Here is a 24,881-nt window from a genome sequence, read left to right as displayed (position 1 = left end):
ACCGGCACCGATGCCGCGGAGACAAGCATGCGAAAAATCTTTCGTCAGATTTACGTTCAGGTGCTCATCGCAATCGTGGCCGGCGCGCTGCTCGGCCATTACTTTCCCCACTTCGGGCAGAGCGTCGCACCGTTGAGCACGGCGTTCATCAAACTGGTCAAGATGGTCACCGCGCCGCTGATTTTCGTGACCATCGTGCTCGGCGCGAAAGAGATGGGCGGCGCGGGTGCGCTGGGGCGCATCGGCGGGCGGTCGATCATCCTGTTCGAACTGACCACGACCATCGCGCTGCTCATGGGCTTGTGGGCCGTCAACTATATCCAGCCCGGCGCGAGCCTCAATCTCTCGCCGGCTTCGATCGATGCGAGCGTGCTGAGCGGATACGAACGCTCGATGCATGCATCGGGCGGCATCACCGAATTCTTTCTGAACATCATTCCCGATAGCGCGGTGTCGGCCTTCGCGCATTCGGACATGCTGCAGGTCGTGCTCTTCTCGACCCTTTTCGCGATCGGTCTGTCGCATGCGGGCAAGGCCGGCGAGCCGGCGTACAAGTTCTTCGAAGCGATCAGTCACGCGCTCTTCGGCATCGTGCGTATTGTCATGCGTGTCGCGCCGATCGGCGCATTCGGCGCGATGGCCTATGCCGTCGGGAAGTTCGGCTTCGCCACCATGAACTCGCTCATGATGCTGCTGATCACCGTCTACGTCGCGACGCTCGCGTATATCGTGCTGGTGCTGGGCGGCATCTGCCTGATGTGCGACGTCAGCCTGTGGCGGCTGCTCAAGTACATACGCGGCGAGATCCTGCTCGTCATCGCGACGGTTTCGTCGGAAGCGGCGTTTCCGCAGCTCGTCAAGAAGCTCGAAGCGCTCGGATGTCCGACGGGCGTGGTCGGTATCGTCATGCCGATGGGCTATACCTTCAATCTGGCCGGAACGTGCGTGGCGCAGGTCATTTGCGCGGTGTTCATCGCGCAGGCCTTCGGCATTCAGCTGTCGGTGGCCGAGCAGGCGGTGCTCGTCGGCATTTCGATGCTGACGTCCAAAGGCATGGCGGGCGTGGCCGGCGCGAGCTTCATCTGCCTCCTGGCGACGCTCGCGGCGTTCAAGCACATTCCGATCGAAGGCGCGGCGCTCGTGCTGGGTGTCGACCGGTTCATCGCCGAAGTTCGCGCGACGACCAACATGATCGGCAACGCGGTCGCCACGGTGGCGGTCGCGCATTGGGAGCGTCAGCGCGATGACGTCTGCATGCGCGAGACGCTCGGCATGCGGCCGAAGGCGTCGAGCGCGTCGTGAGCATCGTGGCGCTCAGGCCGGCGGCGGCCCGCTCGTGCCGCGCACCACGAGTTCGATCGGCAGGCACGCGTCGGCGGGAACCCGATCCGAGGCGAGCCATTCGAGCAGGGTGAGGGCCGCGCGCTGGCCCAGTTCATACGTAGGCAGCAAGACAGTGGAAAGACCCGGCGTGATCTGCGAGGAGATCGGCAGGTTGTCGCAGCCGACGATCGACAGTTCGCGCGGCACGTCGATCTTCATCGATTGCGCCTCGAACAGCGCGCCGAGCGCGAGGACGTCGTTGCCGCAAAAGACGGCGCTCGGGCGCGGCCGGAGTTGCATCAGATGCTTGAGACCTGCGCGTCCGCCATCGAAGCCGAACGGCTGCTCGACGACATTGGCTTCCGGCAGGCGCAAGCCCGCGTCCGCGAGCGTCGTGCGAAAGCCATCGACGCGATGCCGCGCGCGGTCGTTCTGGCGCGTGAGGCCGGAGATCATGCCGAAGGTCCGATGTCCGAGCGACAGCAGATGCTCCGCCGCGAGCTTGCCGACGAGGCGGTTATCGAAGCCGATGAGCGGCGTGGAAGCCGTGAGGAATTCGCCGGCGTTGACGGCGTTGGTCCAGGTGATGAGCACCGGAATGCGGCTTGCGCGAACGAGTTCCCATGTTTCATGGGCATGATCCGCGCCGACGAGCACGAGCGCATCGACGGCGCGTTCGAGCAGCGCGCGTGCGCTTTCCGTCTCCGCTGCAAGACTGTATTCGTGCGATGAAATCAGCAACTGATAGCCCGCGCTGGAGAGCGTGCTTTGCAGCCCTTGCACCGCGCGCGCGAAGATGGCGTTGTCGAGTGTCGGAACGATCGCGCCGACCATGCGCGCCCGGCCGAGAGCCAGCGCCCGTGCGGCGCCGTCGGGAACATAGCCCAGCCGCGCAACCGCTTGCAGAATACGCTCGCGGGTCGGTCCTTTCACCACGTCGGGGTTGGACAGCGCACGCGACACGGTTGCCGTAGAGACGCCCGCGAGCGCCGCGACATCGGCGAGTCTTGGTCTTTCGACGTTGCTCATGAACGGGCTTTTGTCCTGGGTCGAAGTCGTCATTGTATGAAGATCGTACGGTGCCGCGAATAGAGCATGTCTCTAGGTAACAGTCCCGATGTCATCGCAGAAAAGTCGATTTATTATAAATGCAAGCGCTTGCATCTAGCGCCTTAGGAACATATCAGCCGAGTTCAGCATCGGCTTATTTTTAAGGCACAAATGCAAGCGCTTGCATTTCAGATCGAAGTGTTCGAACTCAGGAGCAGACCATGACGGTGTTGTATATCAAGAAGGCCGCCAAGACCCCGGAAACCGAAACCGCCACCGCCCAGCGGGTCGTCACGGAGATGCTGGCGGAGATCGAAGCCAGTGGCGAAACCGCCGTGCGCGCCTATGCGGCGAAGCTCGATCGCTGGGATGGAGAGATCATCGTGTCGCGTGAGGAAATCGAGCGGCGCGCGTGCGAAGTGCCGCAGCATATTCGCGACGACATCGACTTCGCGGTGAAGCAAGTGCGTGACTTCGCGCTCGCGCAGCGTCGCTCGATCGAAGATTTCTCGGTCGAGCTGCATCCGGGCGTGACAGCCGGTCAGCGTGTGGTTCCGGTGAACGTCGTCGGCTGCTATGCGCCTGCCGGGCGTTACGCGCATATCGCGTCGGCCTACATGGGTGTCGCGACGGCGAAGGCAGCCGGCGTGAAAACGGTGATTGCCTGCTCCAGCCCGTTTCGCGGCGGCGGTATTCATCCGTACGTGCTGTACGCGTTCAAGGCGGCGGGCGCGGATGTCGTGATGACGCTCGGCGGTGTCCAGGCGATCGCTTCGATGGCATATGGGCTCTTCACCGGCAAACCGGCGGATGTCGTCGTCGGTCCGGGCAACAAGTTCGTCGCGGAAGCGAAGCGCGCGTTGTTCGGCAAGGTCGGCATCGACGTATTCGCGGGTCCGTCGGAAGTCGCCGTCATCGCCGACGAGACCGCCGATCCGGCGATCGTCGCGAGCGATCTGGTCGGCCAGGCCGAACATGGCCACGAGTCGCCCGCGTGGCTTTTCACGACCTCGAAGGCGCTCGCCGCCGAAGTGATGGCGCTGGTGCCGCGTCTGATCGACGATCTGCCGCCGACCGCCCGCGACGCCGCCGCCGCCGCATGGCGCGACTATGGCGAAGTGGTCCTCTGCGACACGCGCGAGGAGGTGGTCGAGATATCGGACCGCTATGCCTCCGAGCATCTCGAAGTGCACGCCGCCGATCTCGACTGGTGGCTCGACACGCTCACCTGCTACGGCTCGCTCTTCCTGGGCGAAGAAACGACGGTCGCGTTCGGCGACAAGACGAGCGGTCCGAATCACGTCCTGCCGACCAAGGGCGCGGCGCGCTATTCCGGCGGGCTTTCCGTGCACAAGTTCGTGAAGACGCTGACGTGGCAGCGCATGACGCGCGATGCGGCCAGACGTATCGGCGAAGTCACGGCGCGCATCTCGCGTCTCGAAGGCATGGAAGCGCACGCGCGAACGGCCGACGACCGCCTGAAGAAGTACTTTCCCGACGAGCAGTTCGAAAAGGGCGAGACGGTTCAGGTTTGAACGCACAGCGCACTCGACGGAGCGACCGATGAATCATGCAAAGCTGTTCAGTCTCGAAGGACGCATCGCGCTCGTGACCGGCGGCAACGCCGGCATCGGCCTCGCGATGGCGCGCGCGCTCGGGCACGCGGGCGCGCGCGTCGTGCTCGCAGCAAGGCGCGAAAGCGCGCTGCGCGACGCGGTGGCCAGTCTCGCCGCGCAGGGCATCGCGGCGGATTGCATCGCCGGGGATATCGGCAGTCCGGAAGCGGCGCGTCAATGCGCCGGGCAGGCGCTCGCGGCGAACGGGCGCATCGACATACTGGTGAATGCCGCCGGCGTGAATCTGCGCCAGCCGTTTTCCGAGGTCACGCCCGAGGCATGGCAGACGCAACTCGCGCTGCATCTCGGCGCGCCGTTCTTTCTGACCCAGGCGCTCGCACCACAAATGAAGGAACGGCGCTGGGGAAGAATCATCAACATCGCTTCGCTGCAGTCGTATCGGGCGTTTGCGAACAGCGCGCCATACGGTGCGGCGAAGGGCGGCGTGGTGCAGCTCACGCGCGCCATCGCTCAGGAATGGGGGCGTCACGGCATCACCTGCAATGCCATCGGTCCAGGCTTTTTTCCTACAGCGCTCACGGCATCCGTATTCGCCGACGAAGCGCTCGCCGCGAGGCACGCGGAACAAACCTGTCTCGGCCGCAACGGCACTCTGGAGGACATCGACGGCCTCGCCGTGTTTCTCGCAAGCGACGCGTCCGCTTACATTAGCGGTCAAACAATCATGATCGACGGCGGTTATACCGCACGCTGATCCACGTTGGTGGAGACAAACATGCTGATTCAGGACAGTCAGGGACGCGGGCACGTCGGCACGGGCGCGCCTTCGTCCGCTGAAGATGTCGCGCGCAGCGGTTCGGAGAATCTGCGGGCGGTCACGGTGTCGAGCGTGCTCGGCGCGGTGATCGAATGGTACGACTTCTTCCTTTATGGGGTGGTGGCGGGCGTCGTGCTGAACAAGCTGTATTTCCCGCAGACGGACCCGGTGATCTCGACCATGCTCGCCTACGGCACGTTCGCGCTCGGCTTCGTCGCGCGGCCGGTGGGCGGCGTGATCTTCGGTCACTTCGGCGACCGGCTCGGCAGAAAGAAGATGCTGATGCTCACGTTGCTGCTGATGGGCGGCGCGACCGTCCTGATCGGCCTAGTGCCGCCGTATGCGAGCATCGGCATTGCGGCGCCGCTGTTGCTGCTTGCCTGCCGCATCGTGCAGGGTATCGGGCTCGGCGGCGAGTGGGGCGGCGCGGTCCTGATGACCTATGAGTCCGCGCCCGTCGAGAAGCGCGGCTTCTACGCGAGCCTGCCGCAGGTGGGCATGTCGCTCGGCCTCGTGCTCGCCTCGGGCGTCATCGCGGTGCTGTCGTTCACGCTCGACGAGAAGCAGTTTCTGACGTGGGGCTGGCGGCTGGCTTTCCTTGCGAGCGGCGTGCTCGTCATCGTGACCTTCTACATGCGCAAGCACGTCGCCGAAACCGACGACTTCAAGAAGGCGAAGAAAGCGCACAAGGCCACGCTGCCGATCATGGACGTGTTCCGGCGCTATCCGCGCACGGTGCTCGCATGCATGGGGGCGCGCGTGATCGATGGCGTGTTCTTCAATGTGTTCGGCGTGTTCTCGATTCACTATCTCACCGACACCTTGCACTTCGCGCGCACCACCGCGCTGCTCGGCGTGGTATTCGGCGCGCTCGTGATGACGTTCTTCATCCCGTTCTGGGGGCGCGTGTCCGACAAGGTCGGGCAGCCGGTCGTGTACGGCACGGGCGCGCTGCTGGCGGGACTCTCGGCGTTTCCTGCGTTCATGCTGATGGCGGGCGCGAACGGCTCGGCGCTGCCGGTGTGGATCGCGATCATCGTACCGTTCGGGGTGTTTCATGCTGCCGTGTTCGGCACGATGTCCTCGCTCTTTTCCGAAGCGTTCGAGCCGGATGTGCGCTACAGCGGCATCTCGTTCGTCTATCAGTTCGCAGGCGTGTTCGCGGGAGGCCTCACGCCCGTCGCGGCGACATGGCTGACCGGAATCCAGTCCGGCAAGCCGTGGTACCTGTGCCTCTACGTGCTGGCTGCGGGCGTTCTGAGCGCGTCGTGTTGTGCGTGGCTCGCGCGACATCGCAAGTCGCCTTCGTGCGAGCGCCTGCGCGCACGCGAACTCGCCAGCTATCGATAACACCAACGGGAAAACTTTTCGATGAAAGCCCTTGTGTACACCCAGCCGCATGAGATGCAGCTCCTCGATCGCCCCGAGCCGGTCGCGCAAGCGGGCGAGGTCGTGCTGAAGATCGACGCGGTCGGCATCTGCGGCTCCGACATGCACGCCTATCACGGGCACGATCCGCGTCGCAAGCCGGGCCTCGTGCTCGGACACGAATTCGCGGGCACCATCGCGCAGAGTCGCGATGCGAAGTGGCGGGAAGGAACGCGCGTGACCGGCAATCCGCTCATCACCTGCGGGACGTGCGAGTTTTGCGTGCAGGGCCGCGATAACCTGTGCGCGAATCGCACGATGGTCGGCATGACGCGTCCCGGCGCCTTCGCCGACTACATGTCGATACCGGCCGCGAGTCTCGTCGAGATTCCCGGCGACATGCCCGCGCACATTGCCGCCGCGACCGAGCCTGCCGCGACCGCGTTGCATGCGGTGAATCTCACGATGCGCGCGTTGCTGCGGCCCTTGCCCGAGTGCCGCGCGCTCGTGATCGGCGGTGGCGCGATCGGCCTGTTCTGCGCGTTGCTGCTGCGTGCGTACGGATGCCGCGACGTGACGGTGGCCGAAACCCACGCCGCGCGCCGTGCATCATGCGAGCGCGAGGCCGGTTGCAAAACGCTCGATCCGCTGGCGCAGGAAGCGCCGGAGAACCACTTCGATTTCGTGATCGATGCGGTGGGCGCCAAGGTCACGCGCGCGAGCGCACTCGCGGCGGTGAAGCCGGGCGGCGTGATCATGCACATCGGTTTGCAGGACTGGGCGAGCGAGATCGACATGCGCAAGCTCACGCTCGCGGAAATCACCCTGCTCGGCACCTACACCTACACGATGGCCGATCTGCGCGCGAGCGTCGCCGCGCTGCACGAAGGGGCGTTCGGTTCGCTGGCGTGGCTGGAGCAAAGGTCGCTCGCGCAAGGTCCGCAAGCATTTGCCGATCTGCATGCGGGCCTGGCGAAATCGAGCAAGGTTCTGCTCATTCCAGACCCGGCCTGAGGGTCCCGGACGTCGAGTTCTGCCGGCCTCGGCGCGAGGGCAATCGCGCCGGGGCCGGTCCGTGCTCAGTCGTGACGATGATGCTTGTGGTGCTTGCCGTGATGACCGCGGCTGTAGTCGTCCGCGTAGGAATTCGAGCGCGAGACATTGCCGCCCAGCGCTGCACCCGCGCCGCCGCCCAGCGCCGCGCCGACCAGGCCGCCGCCACGGCCGCCCATCGCATTGCCTGCCGCCGTGCCCGCGCCGCCGCCCAGCGCGCCGCCGATGATCGCGCCCGTGCGCTCGCGACGGTTCGACGTGACCGCACCGCCCGCACCCCCACCGACTGCGCCGCCGAGCACCGCGCCCGTGCTGCCGCCTACCGCGCCACCGAGCGCCGCGCCGGCCACGCCGCCGAGCGCGCCGCCGAGCGCATTGTTCATGTCGCCCGCCAGGGCCGGCATCGACGCCGAAGCCGCGAGCGCGGCGATCGCAACAAACTGAATGATTCGCTTGGACATTGTTCGGATGTTTGTTTTTGAGACGGCGCGAGTATACCCGTGGCCCTGAAAGGTTTTCGTAACGACGCGCGTCGTTGGCGGTAAGAGGTGTAACAAAATCGATTCGCCGCCCTTTCGCCGCGAATCTATGCCGCCACTAATTCATTCACGATCCTGAATCGATATCTAAATTTTTTCTAATTTTTCCTTATCGTTTTTCGCGAGCACGATGCACTCGTGTGCTTTTCCGCGTTCGATCGCGCCTGCCGCGACGACCGGCCATCTATCCGACACACCGACTCGCCACCGACGCACCGCGTCGGTTTCTGAAGTACATAGGCGCCGCACGAGCGCACTGACACATAACGGAGACAGACATGGCAAGCGCAGACACGGCGATGACCGGGTATTCGAACGGACTTCGTCATAACAGGTGGGTGCAGTTGACGATCGGCATCGTCTGCATGGGGCTCGTGGCCAACTTCCAGTACGCGTGGACGTTGTTCGTGATGCCGATGGACGCGAAGCACCATTGGGGGCAGGCGGCGATTCAGACCGCGTTCACGATCTTCATCGTCACGGAGACGTGGCTCGTGCCCGTCGAGGGCTGGCTCGTCGACAAGTTCGGGCCGCGACCCGTGGTAATGGGCGGCGCGATCTGCGCGGGGATCGGCTGGATCATCGACGCGCATGCCACCACGCTCATGCATCTGTACATCGCCGCCGTGGTCGCGGGTATCGGTGCGGGTTGCGTGTACGGCACGTGCGTCGGCACCGCGCTGAAGTGGTTTCCGGACAAGCGCGGCCTCGCGGCCGGTCTGACGGCGGCAGGCTTCGGCGCGGGCGCGGCCGTGACCGTGATCCCGATCTCCAACATGATCCAGAGCACCGGCTACGAAAGCGCGTTCATGTTCTTCGGCAGCCTGCAAGGCGCGGTGATCTTCGTGCTGGCGCTGTTGCTCGTGCGGCCGAAGCCGCCTGCGAACCTGGTGCCGGCCAAACGCATCGTGTCGACCAAGATCGACTACACGACTGGGCAGATGGTGCGCGCGCCCATCTTCTGGGTGCTGTATGCGATGTTCGTCGCGGTGGCGGCGGGCGGCGTGATCGCCACCGCGCAGTTCGGGCCGATCGCCAAGGAATACGGCTTCGCCAGCATGCCGGTGAGCCTGTTCGGCGCGACCTTGCCGCTGCTCGCGATGACGCTGTCCATCGACAACCTGTGCAACGGCTTCACGCGACCGCTATGCGGCTTCATCTCGGACAAGATCGGCCGGGAAAACACCATGTTCATCATCTTTCTGGGCGAGGGCGTCGCGCTGCTCGGGCTGATGCAGTTCGGCCAGAACCCCTACATGTTCATGGTGTTCGCGGCGCTGACGTTCCTGTGCTGGGGCGAGATCTTTTCGATCTTCCCGGCGACCTGCGCCGACACCTTCGGCAGCAAGTACGCCGCCGCCAACGCGGGCACCTTGTACACGGCCAAGGGAACGGCCTCGATGATGGTGCCGATTGCGTCCGTGCTGGCGTCGCTCGGCTCGTGGAACACGGTGTTCATCGCGACCGCGATCACTTCGATAGCGGCGGGCATATGCGCCAAGTTCGTACTCGCGCCCATGCGCCGCCGCTGGATAGAAAACACGATCACGCAGACCGCTTCGCCGCCGCTCGGCATGTCCTTCCCGTCTGACTGGACCGAAGCGCCGAGCAAATCGTCGGCACGATGAATTCGCGTTGACCCAGAAATGCGAAAGGCCGCGTGACGGACGTCCGCGGCCTCGGTTTCTAAAACAGCCAGCTCAAAAAAACCAAAAATAGGCTTTGACAAATTCAGTATCTGATATCTAGTATATCACCACGATAACCATCCATCAGGAGGAGACAAAATGGCAGACGTACTCGAGGAAAGCGCGCAGGCAGTCGCTGAAGAACAAGTGCAGCAGACGACTGACGGTTTCCACCTGGTCATCGATGCGCTGAAGCTCAACGACATCGACACGATCTTCGGCCTCGTCGGCATTCCGATCACCGACCTGGCGCGCCTCGCGCAGGCGGAAGGCATGCGCTTCATCGGCTTTCGTCATGAGCAGCATGCGGGCAATGCGGCCGCGATCGCCGGCTACATGACCCAGAAGCCGGGCATCTGCCTGACCGTGTCGGCGCCGGGCTTCCTGAACGGCCTGACCGCGCTGGCCAACGCGACGACCAATTGCTTCCCGATGATCCTGATCAGCGGCTCCAGCGAGCGCGAGATCGTCGATCTGCAGCAGGGCGACTACGAGGAGATGGACCAGCTGAACGCGGCCAAGCCGTATGCGAAGGCGGCCTATCGCGTGCTGCATGCGGAAGACATCGGCATCGGCGTGGCGCGGGCGATCCGCGCAGCCGTGTCGGGCCGTCCGGGCGGCGTGTATCTCGATCTGCCCGCCAAGCTGCTCGCACAGACGATGGACGCGCTCAAGGGCCAGCAATCGCTCATCAAGGTGGTCGATGCCGCGCCGCGTCAGCTGCCGTCGCCGGATTCGGTGAAGCGCGCACTCGACGTGATCAAGAGCGCGAAGCGTCCGCTGATCCTGCTCGGCAAGGGCGCGGCCTACGCGCAGGCCGATGCGCAGATTCGCGAACTGGTCGAGAAGAGCGGCATTCCGTATCTGCCGATGTCGATGGCCAAGGGCCTGCTGCCCGACACGCATGCGCAATCGGCGTCGGCGGCGCGTTCGTTCGTGCTGCAGGAAGCGGACTGCGTCGTGCTGATCGGCGCGCGTCTGAACTGGCTGCTGGCGCACGGCAAGGGCAAGACCTGGGGCGCGGCGCCCAAGCAGTTCGTGCAGATCGACATCTCGCCGACCGAGATCGACAGCAACGTCGCGATCGCGGCGCCGGTAATCGGCGACATCGGTTCGTGCGTGTCGGCGCTCGTCGCGGGCATCGATGCGGGTTTCCCGAAGCCGTCGGGCGAATGGACGGGCGCGATCAACGAGCGCAAGAACAAGAACCTCGAAAAGATGGCGGCCACGCTCGCGAAGAATCCGTCGCCGATGAATTTCCACAGCGCGCTGCGCGCCATTCGCGACGTGCTGAAGACGCGCCCGGACATCAACGTCGTCAACGAAGGTGCGAACACGCTCGACTATGCGCGCAGCATCATCGACATGTACGAGCCGCGCAAGCGCTTCGATTCCGGCACGTGGGGAATCATGGGCATCGGCATGGGCTTCGCGATCGGCGCGGCGGTGACGAGCGGCAAGCAGGTCGTCGCGATCGAAGGCGACAGCGCGTTCGGCTTCAGCGGCATGGAACTCGAAACCATCTGCCGATACGACTTGCCGGTCTGCACCATCGTCTTCAACAACAACGGCGTGTATCGCGGCACCGATGTGAATCCGACCGGCGGCAAGGACGTCGCGCCGACCGTGTTCGTGAAGAACGCGCGCTACGACAAGATGATCGAGGCATTCGGCGGCATCGGTTTCCACGCGACGACGCCCGAAGAGCTCACACATGCACTCGAAGAAGCGATCAAGTCGGGCAAGCCGACGCTGATCAACGCAGTGATCGATGAAACGGCCGGCACGGAGAGCGGTCGCCTGACGAATCTGAACCCGCAAACCGCGGCGATGAAAAAGTAATCAAGACCAGCCACCCAGGAGATTTCAAGTGAGCGACAAACCACTCAAAGGCATCAAGATCATCGACTTCACGCACGTGCAAGCCGGTCCCGCATGCACCCAGATGCTGGCCTGGTTCGGTGCGGATGTGATCAAGGTCGAACGTCCCGGGTCGGGCGACGTCACGCGCAACCAGTTGCGCGACATTCCGGACGCCGACGCGCTGTATTTCACGATGCTCAACAGCAACAAGCGCTCGTTGACGCTCGATACGAAAACGGAAGAAGGCAAGGAAGTGCTCACCAAGCTGATCCGCGAATCGGACGTGCTGGTCGAGAACTTCGGTCCGGGCGCGCTGGACCGCATGGGCTTCTCGTGGGAAAACATCCACGAACTGAACAAGAAGCTGATCGTGGCATCCGTCAAGGGCTTCAGCGACGGTCACCATTACGACGATCTGAAGGTCTATGAAAACGTCGCGCAATGCGCGGGCGGCGCGGCATCGACGACGGGCTTCTGGGACGGCCCGCCGACCATCAGCGCAGCCGCGCTCGGCGACAGCAACACCGGCATGCACCTGGCGATCGGCATTCTCACGGCGATCATCGGCCGTCAGCAAACGGGCAAGGGGCAGAAAGTCGCCGTGTCGATGCAGGACAGCGTGCTGAATCTGTGCCGCGTGAAGCTGCGCGACCAGCAGCGTCTGGATCGCGTGGGCTACCTGGAAGAGTATCCGCAATATCCGCACGGCACGTTCAGCGACGTGGTGCCGCGCGGCGGCAACGCGGGCGGCGGCGGACAGCCGGGCTGGGTGCTCAAGTGCAAGGGCTGGGAAACCGACCCGAACGCGTACATCTACTTCACGATTCAGGGTCACGCGTGGGCGCCGATCTGCCGCGCGATCGGCAAGCCGGAATGGATTCAGGACCCGAACTACATGACGGCCGAAGCGCGCCAGCCGCATATCTTCGATATCTTCAATACGATCGAAACGTGGCTCGCCGACAAGACCAAGTTCGAAGCCGTCGATATCCTGCGCAAGTTCGATATTCCGTGCGCGCCGGTGCTGACGATGAAAGAACTCGCGAACGATGAATCGCTGCGCGCGAGCGGCTCGATCGTCGAAGTCGATCACAAGGTGCGCGGCAAGTACCTCACGGTCGGCAGCCCGATCAAGTTCTCGGACCTGAAGCCGGAAATCACGGGCTCGCCGCTCTTGGGCGAGCACACCGAGGAAGTCTTGCTCGAGCTTGGCTACAGCGCGGAGCAAGTTGCGCGCATGCAGGAAATCCGGGCCGTCTGACGCGGTCGCATTGGCAGGTAAAGGGTGATCGCTGCCTTCTGCCGTCTTGACAGGAAGACGGCAGGACGGCAGCGTCCCCGGATAAATATTAGATCGCTTTCAAGCGTAAGCTGCATCGTTACCCCACGATCCGGACGACACCATGGCCCACACCATCGACTACGAACAGCTCGTCAATGCAATTGGCGATGCCGTGATCATTTCGGATGCGAGCGGTGCCATCACGCTATGGAATCCGGCTGCGGAACGCATGTTCGGCTTTACCGAAAGCGAAGCAATGGGACAGTCGCTGGATCTGATCATTCCGGAACGTCTGCGCGGCCGTCATTGGGACGGCTACCAGAAGACGATGGCGACCGGCGAGACGCGTTATGGGCACGATCTGCTCAAGGTGCCTGCCGTCGATAAGGCCGGACGCGCGATGTCGATCGCGTTCACGGTCGCGCTATTGCGCTCGCCGCAAGGCGAAGTGACCGGCATTGTCGCGATCATTCGCGATGAAACGGCGCGCTTTCAGGAAGATCGTGCGCTACGCAAGAGGATCGCCGAGCTGGAGGCAAAGACCCCCGCCTGAGCTTCAGCGATTCAAAGAACATAAGACAGCGGCTTGCGTCTGCGCACCACGAAGCGCCCGGACGAAGCTGTAGAGGAGGAAGCGGCCACCCATCCCACCGGCCGCTTCAACGACGCCCGCGTTCGCGGCTGACCGACCAGAAATCGACAACTATTCGTACCTTGCGCCAGCTTCGCTGACGCGAGGCGCAGGCGGCTGCGCGCGCAGCGCGAAAGGTCTTGCGACATCGGGAGGAGACAATATGAGCTTGTGGATCCGCTATACGCACGCGACGGGCAAGGAAAATGGCCGCGCTGGTTTTGGCCTGCTCGACGACGGGCGCGTGATCGAATACGAAGGCGACATGTTCGCCTCGCCGCGTCCGACAGGACGGACGTTCGGCCTCGACGACGTTTCGCTGACGAGTCCGTGCGTGCCGAGCCGTATCGTCGCGTTATGGAACAACTTTCATGCGCTATCCGCGAAGCTGGGCAAGCCGCTGCCCAAACATCCGCTGTTTCTGATCAAACCGTCGACGTCGCTCGCCGGACCCGGCGACACGATTCAGCGTCCCGCCGCATACGACGGCAAGATCGTCTACGAAGGCGAGCTCGGGATCGTGATCGGCAAACGGTGCAGCAATGTGAGCGTCGAGGAAGCCGCCGGTTATGTGTTCGGCTATACATGCGTCAACGACGTCACGGCCGCCGACCTGCTGTTCGAAGATGCGAACTTTGCACAATGGTGTCGCGCGAAAGGCTATGACACGTTCGGTTGCATCGGACCTGCGATCACGACCGAACTCGACTGGGAAAACACCCACGTCGTCACCACGCTCGACGGCGTCGAGCGGCAAAACTATCCGCTGGCCGACATGGCGTTTTCACCGCTGGAACAGGTGAGCCGCATTTCCCGCGACATGACCTTGCTGCCAGGCGACGTGATCGCGTGCGGCACTTCGCTGGGCGTGGGTTCGATGCGCGATGGCGCGACGGTCGAGGTTTCGATCGAAGGCATCGGCAGACTGACGAACCACGTGTCCGAAGTACTCGCGACGGTTGAAGCACGCTAAGGCTTCTCTCAGGCGCGCGCCACTCAGAATTTCAAACCGTCGATTGGGAATTTAGTCATGCCAATGATGATTGCAGTGCCACGGGAGCGCTATCCCGGGGAACGTCGCGTCGCCTTGACGCCCGAAGTAGTCGGACATCTGCTGAAGCTCGGTTTCGAAGTGACCGTCGAGACCGGTGCGGGTGAACTTGCCGCATTTACCGATGACGCCTATCGCGCGGCGGGGGCGCATATCGCGCAGGACGCGCCGTCGCTCTATGCGGGCGCGGATATCGTCGTGAAAGTGAGGGCGCCTTCCATCGAACCTGCGGCCGATGAAGTCGTGTGGTTGCGCGAAGGATCGACGCTGATCAGTTTTATCTGGCCGGCGCAGAACGAAACGCTGTTGACGCGCCTCGCCGCGCGCAACGTCACCGCGCTCGCGATGGACTGCGTGCCGCGCATCTCGCGCGCGCAAAAGCTCGATGCATTGAGTTCGATGGCCAATATGGCGGGCTATCGCGCGGTCATCGAAGCTGCGCACCAGTTCGGCCGTGGCTTCATGGGACAGATCACGGCGGCAGGCAAGATCGCCCCGGCCAAAGTGATGGTGATCGGCGCGGGCGTGGCGGGACTCGCGGCGATCGGCGCGGCGCGCAGTCTCGGCGCGATCGTCCGTGCATTCGATACGCGGCCCGAAGTGCGGCAGCAGGTCGAGAGCATGGGCGCGGAGTTTCTCGAACTCGATTATGTGGAAGACGGCAGCGGCAGCGGCGGCTACGCGAAAGAGATGAGCGCGGAATTCATCGCCGCGGAAATGGCGTTGTTCGCCGCGCAGGCGAAGGAGGTCGACATCATCGTGACGACCGCGCTGATTCCGGGCAAGCCCGCGCCCAGACTGATCACCGCCGACATGGTGCGCAGCATGCGCCAGGGCAGCGTGATCATCGATATGGCGGCGGAGCAGGGCGGCAATTGCGAGCTTACGCGGCCGGGCGAGGCGGCATTCGTGGAGGGCGTCACGATCGTCGGTTATACGGATCTGCCATCGCGCATGGCGACGCAATCGAGCCAGTTGTACGGCACGAATCTGCGGCATCTTCTGACTGATCTGACGCCGCAGAAGAACGGCGAAATCGTGGTCGATACCGATGACGAAGTGATCGGCGGTGTGGCCGTGGTGCTGCGCGGCCACGTGAGATGGCCGATGCCCAGGAAGCCCGCGCCCGCGGTCGCTCCTCCCGCCGCCGCGAAACCCGCCACGACGATTGCCGCGACGATCGAACAGAAGCGCCGCGCGGGATGGATCGGCGTGGCCGGGCTCGTCGTTGCAGCCGTATTGCTCGCGGCATTGGGCGCCGTTGCTCCGCCTGAGTTCGTCGCACACTTCACCGTGTTCGTGCTTGCGATCTTCGTCGGCTATCAGGTCGTATGGAACGTGACGCCCGCACTGCACACACCGCTGATGAGCGTGACCAACGCGGTCAGCGGCATCATCGTGACGGGCGCGCTGTTGCAGGTCGGCACGCCGAATAACCTGGTCGCGATTCTTTCCGGCCTGGCGATTCTGATCGCGACCATCAATATCGCTGGCGGCTTTCTCGTCACTCAACGCATGTTGAACATGTTCCAGCGCTAAGGAGATCGACATGCAAACTGGAATCGGAAGCATCGCCTATCTGGTGGCGAGCGTGCTGTTCATCCTGAGCCTGCGCGGGCTCAGTCATCCGGCAACGGCGCGGCGCGGCAACCTCTGCGGCGTCGCCGGCATGGCCATCGCGATCGTCACGACGCTATGGCTCAACGGCGGAGCGGCGCTGCCGGTCGTCGTCGTGCTGATGGCAATCGGCGTGGCGGGCGGCGCGCTGCTCGCCCGACGCGTCGAGATGACGCAGATGCCGCAACTCGTCGCGGCATTGCATAGCTTCGTGGGGCTGGCGGCGGTGCTGGTCGCCATCGCGAGCTATCTGTCGCCGGGATCGGGCGCGGAGCCGGACAGCGTGGCGCAATCGGTGCACGAGGTCGAGATTTTTCTCGGCGTGTTCATCGGCGCGGTGACGTTCACGGGATCCATCGCCGCATTCCTCAAGCTGCAGGGCATCGTGGGCGGCAAGCCCTTGCTGCTGCCGATGCGGCACACGCTGAATCTCGTCGGCGTGTTCGCGTGCCTCGCGCTCGGCTATGTGTTCCTCACTGCGCCCGACGCGGATGTCGGCATCAGCGCGCTGGTCACCATGACCGCGATCGCCGCACTGCTCGGCGTGCATCTGGTGATGGCGATCGGCGGCGCGGACATGCCGGTGGTCGTGTCGATGCTGAACAGCTACTCGGGCTGGGCGGCCGCCGCGACCGGCTTCATGCTCAGCAACGATCTGTTGATCGTGACCGGCGCGCTGGTCGGCTCGAGCGGAGCGATTCTGAGTTACATCATGTGCCGCGCGATGAACCGCAAATTTCTCTCCGTGATTCTGGGCGGGTTCGGCACGGTGACGTCTTCCGCAGGAAAGGCGATCGAGGGAGAAGTCGCACCGGTCACGGTCGATGAAGTTGGCGCGCTGTTGCGCGATGCATCGGAAGTCGTCATCGTGCCGGGCTACGGCATGGCCGTCGCGCAGGCTCAGGCGACCATCAGCGAGATCACGAAAAACCTGCGCAGCAAGGGCGTGAAGGTGCGCTTCGGCATTCATCCGGTGGCGGGCCGCTTGCCGGGGCACATGAACGTATTGCTTGCGGAGGCGAAGGTGCCGTATGACATCGTTCTCGAAATGGATGAAATCAACGAAGACTTTTCCAGCACGGATGTCGTGCTGGTGATCGGTGCAAACGACATCGTGAATCCGGGCGCGCTCGAAGACCCCGGCAGTCCGATTGCCGGCATGCCGGTGCTCGAAGTGTGGAAGGCGCGCACCGTGGTCGTGTCCAAACGAAGCATGGCGGCGGGCTATGCGGGTGTCGACAACCCGCTCTTCTATAAGGAAAACACGCGGATGCTGTTCGGCGATGCGAAAGGCAGTGTCGATGCGCTGCTCAATCATCTTGGAGCGTGAGTGACCATGAAGATCTGTGTCTATGGCGCCGGTGCAATCGGCGCATATCTCGGCGCGCAGCTGGCGCTCGCGGGTGCTGATGTGAGCTTCGTTGCGCGCGGTCCGCACCTCGCCGCCATGCAGGAAAAGGGCGTACGGCTGCAAATCGACGGCGAGGAACGTGTGGTCAAGGTCCGATGTGCATCGGACCCGCGCGAGCTGGGTCAGCAGGATTACGTGATCGTGGCGTTGAAGGCGCATTCGGTGCCGGGTGTCGTCGGCCAGATACGAACCTTGCTCGGGCCGGACACGGCGATCGTCACGGCCGTCAACGGGATTCCCTATTGGTACTTTCACAGGCATGGCGGGAATCTGGAAGGCACCACGCTCGACAGCGTCGATCCCGGCGGAACGCAATGGAGCGCGCTCGGACCGGAGCGCGCGATCGGATGCGTGGTGTACCCGGCGGCGGAAGTCGTCGCGCCGGGTGTGATCCGCCATGTGTATGGAAAGAAATTTCCCATCGGCGAACCCAGCGGGGAGCGCAGCGAGCGCATTCAGAGGCTGCATGAAATCATGAGCGCAGCGGGTCTGGATGCGCCCATCCGGGAACGTATCCGCGATGAAATCTGGCTGAAGCTCTGGGGCAATCTCTGCTTCAACCCGATCAGCGCATTGACGCATGCAACCCTCGATGTCATCACGAGCAATCCGGCTACGCGCGCGGTGTCCAAAGCCATGATGCTGGAGGCCAAGACGATCGCCGATCAGTTCGGCGTGCATTTTCGGGTCGACGTCGAAAGGCGTATCGACGGCGCGGGCGCGGTCGGCGCGCACAAGACATCGATGCTCCAGGATCTCGAAGCCAACCGGCCGATGGAGATCGATCCGCTTCTCACCGTCGTCCAGGAAATGGGGCGTCTCGTCGACCAGCCGACACCGACGATCGATACCGTGCTGGCGCTCATCAAGCTGCGGGGACAGGTAGCTGAGCACGCGCCCAGGCCAGCCGAAAAACCTACGCCCGTAGTGGAAACGGCCTGACGGACGTGCGCCGCCGACGGGGCGGCGCACGGGAACATCGACTGCCCATCATCACTGGGCAAACTTTTCGTCATCAACTCTTATATAAGACATAAGACATAAGACATTTGACGCGGTGCAGTATTGCGATTAAAATGGCGGCCGAAGCAGTGCCAGAACACCCTCGGCACGTTTGGAAAGCCCCTGAAACGCAATACGAACGGTCCCCATGCTCGAAAACTTTCGCGCCCACACAGCCGCGCGCGCCGCGCTCGGTATTCCTTCCCTGCCGCTGTCGGCCCAGCAAACCGCCGAGCTGGTGGAACTGCTGACGAATCCGCCCGCCGGTGAAGAACAGACGCTGCTCGACCTGATCACCAACCGCGTGCCCGCGGGCGTGGACGAAGCCGCCCGCGTCAAGGCCGGCTTCCTCGCCGCCGTGGCCAAGGGTCAGACGGCCTGCGCGCTGATCACGCGCGCCCGCGCCACCGAGCTGCTCGGCACCATGCTCGGCGGTTACAACATCCAGCCGCTGATCGAACTGCTGTCCGACGCCGAAGTCGGCGCCGTGGCTGCCGAAGCGCTCAAGAAAACCCTCCTGATGTTCGACCAGTTCCACGATGTCAAGGAACTGGCCGACGCGGGCAACGCCCACGCGCGCGCCGTACTGCAAAGCTGGGCGGACGCCGAATGGTTCACGAGCCGTCCGGAAGTGCCGCAAAGCCTGACCATCACCGTCTTCAAGGTGACGGGCGAAACCAACACCGACGACCTGTCGCCGGCCCCGGACGCCACCACCCGCCCGGACATTCCGCTGCACGCGCTGGCGATGCTGAAGAACGCCCGTCCCGGCATCACGCCGGAAGAAGACGGCAAGCGTGGGCCTGTCGCGTTCATCGAGTCGCTGAAGGAAAAGGGTCACCTGGTCGCGTACGTAGGCGATGTGGTCGGCACCGGCTCGTCGCGCAAGTCGGCCACCAACTCGGTGCTGTGGTTCACGGGCGAGGACATTCCGTTCATCCCGAACAAGCGCTTCGGCGGCGTGTGCCTTGGCGGCAAGATCGCCCCGATCTTCTACAACACCATGGAAGACGCGGGAGCCCTGCCGATCGAACTCGATGTCTCGAAGATGGAAATGGGCGACGTGGTCGAACTGCGCCCGTACGAAGGCCGTGCGCTGAAGAACGGCGAAGTGATCGCCGAATTCCAGGTCAAGTCCGACGTGTTGTTCGACGAAGTGCGCGCCGGCGGCCGCATTCCGCTGATCATCGGCCGCGGGCTGACCGCGAAGGCGCGCGAAGCGCTGGGCCTGCCTGCATCGACCCTGTTCCGCCTGCCGCAGCAGCCCGCCGACAACGGCCGTGGCTTCTCGCTGGCCCAGAAGATGGTCGGCCGCGCCTGCGGCCTGCCGGAAGGCCAGGGCGTGCGTCCGGGCACGTACTGCGAACCGAAGATGACCTCGGTTGGCTCGCAGGACACCACCGGCCCGATGACCCGCGACGAACTGAAGGACCTGGCGTGCCTGGGCTTCTCGGCCGACCTCGTCATGCAGTCGTTCTGCCACACGGCCGCTTATCCGAAGCCGGTGGACGTGAAGACCCACCAGACCCTGCCGAACTTCATCAGCACCCGTGGCGGCATCGCGCTGCGCCCGGGCGACGGCGTGATCCACTCGTGGCTGAACCGCATGCTGCTGCCCGACACCGTGGGCACCGGCGGCGACTCGCACACGCGCTTCCCGATCGGCATCAGCTTCCCGGCGGGTTCGGGCCTGGTCGCCTTCGCGGCCGCCACCGGCACCATGCCGCTGGACATGCCGGAATCGGTGCTGGTCCGCTTCAAGGGCAAGATGCAGCCGGGCGTGACCCTGCGCGATCTGGTCAACGCAATCCCGCTGTACGCGATCAAGCAGGGCATGCTGACGGTCGCCAAGCAAGGCAAGAAGAACATTTTCTCGGGCCGCGTGCTCGAAATCGAAGGCCTGCCCGACCTGAAGGTCGAGCAAGCGTTCGAATTGTCGGATGCTTCGGCCGAGCGCTCGGCCGCCGGATGCACGGTCCACCTGAACAAGGAACCGATCATCGAGTATCTCAACAGCAACGTCACGCTGCTGAAGTGGATGATCGCCCAGGGCTATCAGGACCCGCGCAGCCTGCAGCGCCGCATCGAGGCGATGGAGCAGTGGCTGGCCGACCCGCAACTGCTGTCGCCGGATGCCGACGCCGAATATGCCGCGGTCATCGAGATAGACCTCGCCGATATTCACGAGCCGATCGTGGCCTGCCCGAACGATCCGGACGACGTGAAGACGCTCTCCGACGTGGCTGGCGCCAAGATCGACGAAGTGTTCATCGGCTCGTGCATGACCAACATCGGGCACTTCCGTGCCGCGTCGAAGCTGCTGGAAGGCAAGCGCGACATCCCCGTCAAGCTGTGGGTCGCTCCGCCGACGAAGATGGATCAGAAGCAGCTGACCGAGGAAGGTCACTACGGCGTGTTCGGCACGGCCGGTGCGCGTACCGAAATGCCGGGCTGCTCGCTGTGCATGGGTAACCAGGCACAGGTGCGCGAAGGCGCGACGGTCATGTCGACCTCGACCCGCAACTTCCCGAACCGCTTGGGCAAGAACACGAATGTGTATCTCGGCTCGGCGGAACTGGCGGCGATCTGCTCGCGTCTGGGCAAGATTCCGAGCAAGGCCGAGTACATGGCCGACATCGGCGTGCTCGACGCGAACAGCGACAAGATTTACCAGTACATGAACTTCGACCAGATCGAAGACTTCAAGGAAGTGGCCGATACCGTGAAGATGTAAGGACGCTGTCGGTTCTCAACATCGTCATGCAGTGGCGCCGCAAGCTGAATGCCTGCGGCGCCATTTTTTGTCGGCGTCGAAACGTTGATTCGCCTTGCCATTAGCGATACCCTGAATCGTTCGTGATCGTCGGATGCAGGTCAACGTGGAGACAACCATCTCGTGAAACCGGCACGCGTTTTCGCCTGCATCTTCGTCTTGAGCGCACTCCTCGGCGGATGCGACAAAAACAAATCGCCTACACCTGCTCAGGACACGGGCGCATCCGCCGCGAGTCAGGCGGCGGGCCAACTGAGCCAGGCCGCGAGCGAGCCACCCGCCGCATCGGGCGTGCTCGCCACGGTCACCCGGGCGAAATTGCCGGCAGAGGCAACTGAAACGCTGCGTCTGATCAAAGCGGGCGGCCCGTACCCGTTTGGGGAGGACGGCGTCCTGTTCCGCAACAGCTCGGCACTGCTGCCGCAGCATCCGCGCGGCTATTACCACGCATATACGGTTCGCACGCCCGGTTCGACGGATCGCGGGCAACGCCGCATCGTGTGCGGCGGACCGCGCCGGCAGACAGGCGATTGCTACTACACCGAGGATTACTACGCCAGTTTCAAGCGCATCGCGGAATGAACATGTGCCTTGGCGGTGCGAATGGCCTCGTCGAAGGACGCGGCGGTCGCCACATGCCGATGATTGACGCTGACGAGCCAGCCTTCGGCGGCGAGGCACCAGCGAATCTCTCCACCGTCCATCAGGGCCGAAAACCAGCGCCATAAGGATGCGTCATCCGCGTTGGCGCGCGCGGCGGCCAGCGCGCGGGTTTCCCGGAGTTGCTGCACGTCGGTCATCGACGCCGTGCTAACGGTCGGCATGAGACAGGACCTCGTCGATGACAAGCTGGTTGCCCAGCGAATTCTCGAGCGTAAATACAATCGATTTGTCGGGCCCGAGCACCGCTGCACTGAAATTTTCAACCATCGACTGATACTGATCGACGTTTCCAAATTCGACCTTTTCGACCTTTCCCGTGTCATCCGAACGAATGTGAACGCACGCACCGGCGTACACGCCGGGGTTGAACGGCGCATCCAGTGAAAGCCAGCCTTTCGAGCCGTGGAAGATCATATGCTGGCGGCGCGCGAGTTGCGTGCCGCAGTAGAAGTGAAGGTCGAAACCGGGAAATTTCAGATCGCAGACCGCCAGCTTGTCCGTGCCGTAGCGCGGATCGATGGTAATGCTCGCGTTGACCTCGACAGGCTCCAGGCCCGTCGCGATGCGCGTCGTGACGACGGGATAGACGCCGATGTCACGCACACCGCCGCCGCCCAGCGCCAGATCGTTCTTGAGTGCGCGAGGATCATCGTTGAAGTAAGTGAAGGACCCTTCCACGCGCTTCAGTTCACCAAGTGACCCGTTTGCGATGCGCTCCCTGACGAATGCCCACTGCGGATGGTGCGCCACCATGAACGCCTCGCCGCAGATCAGACCCGTCGCGTCCCGCAGCGCAATCAACTCACGAACCTGCGAGGCCGTCATCGCGATGGGCTTCTCGCACAGGACATGTTTGCCCGCGAGCAGCGCCTTTCTGCACCACTCGAAGTGACTGGCCGTCGGCAGGGGGAGGTAGACGGCATCGACCTGATCGCTTGCGATGACTTCGTCGTAACTCGCATGTGTGGCTGCGATGCCGTGCCGCGCGGCGAACGCGGCGGCGCGGTCGCGATCGCGTGCGGCGACGCACACCACGCGACCGTTGACCGATCGCTGGATGGCGGGCACCACGAAATTGTCGGCGATGCGGGCGGCGCCAAGCACGCCCCAACGAACCTTGTCTCGCGTCATGATGTTCCTCTCATCGTTTCAGCACACACTCTGCAGGCGTTCCGCGCAGATGCGCAGCACGTCATCCGGATCGCGCCGCCACCAGTTTTCTTTCGAGAAAATCTCCACTTCGACCAGTCCGTCATAACCGGCGTGCTCGACGCTCCGCCGAATGTCGGAAAGATCGACGACACCGTCGCCCATCATGCCGCGATCCAGCAGAAGGTCGCGTGTTTCATGGAGCCAGTCGCACACATGAAAAGCGAGCAGTCGATCGTCCTGTCCCGCTCGCGCGATCGATGCGCGCAGCGCCGGGTCCCACCAGCAGTGATAGACATCGAGCGCGACGCCGAGATTGCCGGCGTGGTCAGGATCGAGTTCGGCGCAGATATCCAGCGCCTGCGCAAGCGTGTTGATGACGGCGCGGTCCGCTGCGTACATCGGATGAAGCGGTTCGAGCGCGAGCGGCACGCCACAATCGCGCGCCGTCTCGAGCAGTTCGCCGAGCCCCTCGATGACCTGGGCGCGCGCGCCGTGCAGATCGCGGCTGCCCTCGGGCAAGCCACCGACCACCATGACGAAGCAGCGCGCGCCGAGGGTCGCGGCATCGTGCAGGGCCGCCTTGTTCGCGTCGATGTTCGCGGCGAACTGCTCACGGCTCGTCGCCGGCAGATAAGTCGAACGGCAATAGCCCGTGACGCGCAGACCGACGGCGCGGATCTGCCTCGCGAGTTCGGCCACGTTCGCGTGCTCTACTTCGTGACGCCACGGCGCGATGCCGCCGAATCCCGCCGCCGCAACGCGGTCGATCGTTACGCTCAACGGTTCGCGATGGCCGAGCGTCGCGGTGTTGACGGCGCACAGATCGAGTCTTCCCTGCAGGTTTCTCATGATCGCTCGCCGCAACCAAGCGCCGTCATGACCTTGCGAACGCGGCCGCTGGCATCGTCGGGATCGCGCAGCAGACCTGCCTGATCGGCAAGACGGAAAACATCGGCGAGATAGGCGGGCGGGCGCATGCCGTGATGGCCGCCGAGCATGAAGAAGTGATCCTGAAAGCCGTTCAGATAGGCGAGGAACACGACGCCCGTCTTGTAGTACTGCGTAGGCGCGCGAAAGATGTGACGCGACAGCGGGACCGTCGGCGCAAGCAGCGCGTGGAACGTATCGGGGTCATCGCTGGCGAGCGCGTCGAGTGCCTGCGATGCGGCCGGCGCAATCGCATCGAAGATGCCGAGCAGCGCATGCGAATAGCCGACGTCGTCGCCCGCTATCAGGTCCGGATAGTTGAAATCGTCGCCGGTATACATCTTCACCGTGTGCGGCAGCCGACGGCGGAACGCAATTTCCTTGGCGTCATCGAGCAGGGAAATCTTGATGCCGTCGACACGATCGACGCTGTCGCCGATCACGTCGAGACACACTTGCGCGGCGCGCTCATAAGCCGCCTCGCCCCAGTAACCCGCCAACTCGGGATCGAACATCTCGCCGAGCCAGTGCAGGATCACCGGTCGATCGCACATTGCGAGGACTTCACGATAGACCCGCCGATAGTCATCCGGCGAGCGCGCGACCCGCGCAAGCGCCCGGCTCGCCATCAGGATGACGCGTCCGCCCACGCGCTGCACGGCTTCGAGTTGTTCGGCGTAGGCGCGGATCACCTGATCGCAGTTCGTGATCGATGGCAGCGCGACGTGATCCGTGCCGCAGCCCGACGCAATCAATGCGCCGGGAATATCGCGCGTGCCTTCGATGGTGCGCGTGATCAGTTCCAGCGCGCTATGCCACGGCAGACCCATGCCGCGTTGCGCGGTGTCCATTGCCTCGGCGATGCCGAGACCTTGCCGGAGCAGATAGCGCCGATATTCGAGCGTGCGCTCCCAGTCGATGGCGGGCGGCGCGCCGAGTTCAGCGGCGCGCAGCGGATCGGCCACGACGTGTGCGGCCGAATAGGCGATGCGGTTGAATGTGCGAGCGGGCGTTCGCGCATCGAGCGGGGTGCCTTGCAGGCGATAACTTTCCATCGTGCCGAGGGCAGTCGGCAACTTGAGCGTTGAGTTCAT

21 protein-coding genes are annotated in these 24,881 nt (G+C 63.8%); 15 read left to right on the top strand and 6 right to left on the bottom strand.

All coding sequences use genetic code 11. The features are described from left to right. Nucleotides 1-27: 27 nt before the first annotated feature. Entirely contained in the window at nt 28-1,302 is a 1,275-nt protein-coding gene (locus NK8_RS24760) for a cation:dicarboxylase symporter family transporter (protein ID WP_213230777.1), read from the top strand. A gap of 12 nt (nt 1,303-1,314) precedes the next feature. Here the strand turns inward: NK8_RS24760 and NK8_RS24755 are convergent, their stop codons facing one another. Further along, nucleotides 1,315-2,385 carry a substrate-binding domain-containing protein gene (locus tag NK8_RS24755; RefSeq protein WP_225936369.1) on the bottom strand — a complete coding sequence of 357 codons (1,071 nt, stop codon included), beginning with the start codon at nt 2,383-2,385 and terminating at the stop codon, nt 1,315-1,317. A 209-nt stretch (nt 2,386-2,594) separates the two neighbouring features. On the opposite strand from NK8_RS24755, the gene hisD reads away from it, so the two are divergent. Genes hisD through NK8_RS24735 form a run of 4 tightly spaced genes read left to right on the top strand, consistent with a single transcriptional unit; the run spans nt 2,595 to nt 7,149 of the window. Next, nucleotides 2,595-3,908, top strand: coding sequence for a histidinol dehydrogenase (gene hisD / locus NK8_RS24750; RefSeq protein WP_213230774.1), 1,314 nt, complete (start codon nt 2,595-2,597; stop codon nt 3,906-3,908). A 28-nt stretch (nt 3,909-3,936) separates the two neighbouring features. Then, nucleotides 3,937-4,704: an SDR family NAD(P)-dependent oxidoreductase gene (locus NK8_RS24745; protein ID WP_213230771.1), complete on the top strand. Its 768-nt coding sequence runs from the start codon at nt 3,937-3,939 to the stop codon at nt 4,702-4,704. Nucleotides 4,705-4,725: 21 nt separating this feature from the next. Next, the gene (locus tag NK8_RS24740) at nt 4,726-6,117 is read left to right on the top strand and encodes an MFS transporter (RefSeq protein WP_213230769.1); all 1,392 of its coding nucleotides are present in this window, start codon (nt 4,726-4,728) and stop codon (nt 6,115-6,117) included. 21 nt (nt 6,118-6,138) lie between these two features. Beyond that, on the top strand, nt 6,139-7,149 hold the full coding sequence (locus NK8_RS24735; protein ID WP_213230766.1) for an alcohol dehydrogenase catalytic domain-containing protein: 1,011 nt from the start codon (nt 6,139-6,141) through the stop codon (nt 7,147-7,149). A 65-nt stretch (nt 7,150-7,214) separates the two neighbouring features. Here the strand turns inward: NK8_RS24735 and NK8_RS24730 are convergent, their stop codons facing one another. Next, nucleotides 7,215-7,649 carry a hypothetical protein gene (locus NK8_RS24730; protein WP_162068691.1) on the bottom strand — a complete coding sequence of 145 codons (435 nt, stop codon included), beginning with the start codon at nt 7,647-7,649 and terminating at the stop codon, nt 7,215-7,217. Nucleotides 7,650-8,005: 356 nt separating this feature from the next. On the opposite strand from NK8_RS24730, the gene oxlT reads away from it, so the two are divergent. The 10 genes from oxlT (at nt 8,006) to NK8_RS24680 (ending at nt 21,627) form a co-directional block, all read left to right on the top strand. Then, entirely contained in the window at nt 8,006-9,355 is a 1,350-nt protein-coding gene (gene oxlT, locus NK8_RS24725; protein WP_213230764.1) for an oxalate/formate MFS antiporter, read from the top strand. A 159-nt stretch (nt 9,356-9,514) separates the two neighbouring features. After that, nucleotides 9,515-11,257, top strand: a complete 1,743-nt coding sequence (gene oxc, locus NK8_RS24720) for an oxalyl-CoA decarboxylase (RefSeq protein WP_213230762.1) — start codon at nt 9,515-9,517, stop codon at nt 11,255-11,257. A 28-nt stretch (nt 11,258-11,285) separates the two neighbouring features. Then, the gene (gene frc / locus NK8_RS24715; RefSeq protein ID WP_213230760.1) at nt 11,286-12,539 is read left to right on the top strand and encodes a formyl-CoA transferase; all 1,254 of its coding nucleotides are present in this window, start codon (nt 11,286-11,288) and stop codon (nt 12,537-12,539) included. Nucleotides 12,540-12,681: 142 nt separating this feature from the next. Beyond that, nucleotides 12,682-13,113, top strand: coding sequence for a PAS domain-containing protein (locus NK8_RS24710; RefSeq protein WP_213230758.1), 432 nt, complete (start codon nt 12,682-12,684; stop codon nt 13,111-13,113). Nucleotides 13,114-13,354: 241 nt separating this feature from the next. Then, the gene (locus NK8_RS24705) at nt 13,355-14,164 is read left to right on the top strand and encodes a fumarylacetoacetate hydrolase family protein (RefSeq protein WP_213230757.1); all 810 of its coding nucleotides are present in this window, start codon (nt 13,355-13,357) and stop codon (nt 14,162-14,164) included. A gap of 57 nt (nt 14,165-14,221) precedes the next feature. Then, on the top strand, nt 14,222-15,781 hold the full coding sequence (locus NK8_RS24700; RefSeq protein WP_213230756.1) for a Re/Si-specific NAD(P)(+) transhydrogenase subunit alpha: 1,560 nt from the start codon (nt 14,222-14,224) through the stop codon (nt 15,779-15,781). Nucleotides 15,782-15,791: 10 nt separating this feature from the next. Continuing rightward, on the top strand, nt 15,792-17,189 hold the full coding sequence (locus NK8_RS24695) for an NAD(P)(+) transhydrogenase (Re/Si-specific) subunit beta (RefSeq protein WP_213230755.1): 1,398 nt from the start codon (nt 15,792-15,794) through the stop codon (nt 17,187-17,189). Between the two features lie 6 nt (nt 17,190-17,195). Continuing rightward, nucleotides 17,196-18,212, top strand: coding sequence for a 2-dehydropantoate 2-reductase (locus NK8_RS24690; RefSeq protein ID WP_213231555.1), 1,017 nt, complete (start codon nt 17,196-17,198; stop codon nt 18,210-18,212). A gap of 208 nt (nt 18,213-18,420) precedes the next feature. Beyond that, nucleotides 18,421-21,006, top strand: coding sequence for a bifunctional aconitate hydratase 2/2-methylisocitrate dehydratase (gene acnB, locus NK8_RS24685; RefSeq protein ID WP_213230754.1), 2,586 nt, complete (start codon nt 18,421-18,423; stop codon nt 21,004-21,006). Nucleotides 21,007-21,168: 162 nt separating this feature from the next. Then, nucleotides 21,169-21,627, top strand: coding sequence for a ribonuclease (locus NK8_RS24680; protein WP_213230753.1), 459 nt, complete (start codon nt 21,169-21,171; stop codon nt 21,625-21,627). Here the strand turns inward: NK8_RS24680 and NK8_RS24675 are convergent. The 4 genes from NK8_RS24675 to NK8_RS24660 are packed head-to-tail and all read right to left on the bottom strand — an operon-like array spanning nt 21,597 to nt 24,881. Beyond that, nucleotides 21,597-21,845 carry a hypothetical protein gene (locus NK8_RS24675; protein WP_213230752.1) on the bottom strand — a complete coding sequence of 83 codons (249 nt, stop codon included), beginning with the start codon at nt 21,843-21,845 and terminating at the stop codon, nt 21,597-21,599. The two genes, NK8_RS24680 and NK8_RS24675, sit on opposite strands and share 31 nt — an antisense overlap. Before the next feature lie 10 nt (nt 21,846-21,855). Next, on the bottom strand, nt 21,856-22,839 hold the full coding sequence (locus tag NK8_RS24670; protein ID WP_213230751.1) for a Gfo/Idh/MocA family protein: 984 nt from the start codon (nt 22,837-22,839) through the stop codon (nt 21,856-21,858). A gap of 18 nt (nt 22,840-22,857) precedes the next feature. Next, nucleotides 22,858-23,709, bottom strand: a complete 852-nt coding sequence (locus NK8_RS24665; protein ID WP_213230750.1) for a sugar phosphate isomerase/epimerase — start codon at nt 23,707-23,709, stop codon at nt 22,858-22,860. Continuing rightward, on the bottom strand, nt 23,706-24,881 hold the full coding sequence (locus tag NK8_RS24660; protein ID WP_213230749.1) for a dihydrodipicolinate synthase family protein: 1,176 nt from the start codon (nt 24,879-24,881) through the stop codon (nt 23,706-23,708). Before NK8_RS24660 ends, NK8_RS24665 begins: the two co-directional genes overlap by 4 nt.

The sequence above is a fragment of the Caballeronia sp. NK8 genome (assembly GCF_018408855.1).
Classification (GTDB): Bacteria; Pseudomonadota; Gammaproteobacteria; order Burkholderiales; family Burkholderiaceae; genus Caballeronia.
The sequence above is the reverse complement of the archived record's forward strand: the minus strand, read 5'-3'. Positions and strand labels throughout refer to the sequence as shown.